Below are 955 nucleotides of genomic sequence, written 5' to 3'. Positions count from 1 at the left end.
AAAATTCATTATTTTACAAGAAATCAAATTTTTAAACTTATTAATAATGGAAAATTTAATAATTCTTCACACATAGGAATATTTTTAATTTATTTAAAAAAATATAAACAGTTTTAATTAAATTATTTAATTATTCGAATATATTACTCTAGGTTCTAAAAATAATTCTCTTGATAAAGCTTTAAATTTTTTTGTGACTTGTTTAGAAATTATTTCCTGATGTTCTGAAGGTATTTTTAAAAAAACAGCGTTCCCTCTTCTATATAATTTAAATTCCTCTAAAAAAATTGTTGAAATTGAGGTTAATGAATGAGCAAATCTTAGTGCAGAACCCACTTGCTTACTCGAGAAAATTTCATTGTTATTTAGATGGGTCAGATATTCTATTTTTGGATTATACTTTATACTGCAGTATCTCCAGTAACATGACAAAGCTATTTGGATTCTTTCCTTGTGCGATAATCTTAATAAAGGAGTATTTAAGGTTTCTTGAAAAACTAATTCAGCTTTTTGAAATGCTCCCAAACCCCAATCCATATGACTTAGAACACAAGCCCAATTTAACAATTTTTCGCTAAAGTGTTCATTTCCATCAAAAACTGGTTTTATAAATTCAAAATATTTTTTAAAGGTAAAACCTAAGTCTCCTCTTTTTTTTGCAATATGCTCTAATGATTTATCAAAAACCTCTTTACCATCTACATTTTTAAAATGATCCTTTGCAAGAGAACCTTCTCTAATACCACTAATCGAACATATTATATTTTTTGGATTAGTGATATTCATTAAATCACCTAAAATTATAGAACTATACGGTAAATATGGAGTTCTTGATTTGGAAATATATTCCACAGTTTTAAGTTTAGATTTATTCATACTAGAGATTTTTTCTATAAATTTTGTCAAGGATTGATTGTCTATAGAGTATTGATGTATAATATGAACTGGGTGGTTA

General features: G+C 25.8%; 1 protein-coding gene. It reads right to left on the bottom strand.

Going from position 1 to position 955, the window contains the following annotated elements:
* Positions 1-126: 126 nt before the first annotated feature.
* A partial coding sequence (locus AMN99_RS05570) for a hypothetical protein (RefSeq protein WP_143323951.1) occupies positions 127-955 on the bottom strand: 829 nt, incomplete at its 5' end.

Origin of the sequence: Candidatus Pelagibacter communis (assembly GCF_001180225.1) — a bacterium.
In the GTDB taxonomy this organism is placed as follows: Bacteria; Pseudomonadota; Alphaproteobacteria; order Pelagibacterales; family Pelagibacteraceae; genus Pelagibacter; species Pelagibacter ubique_D.
The sequence above is the reverse complement of the archived record's forward strand: the minus strand, read 5'-3'. Positions and strand labels throughout refer to the sequence as shown.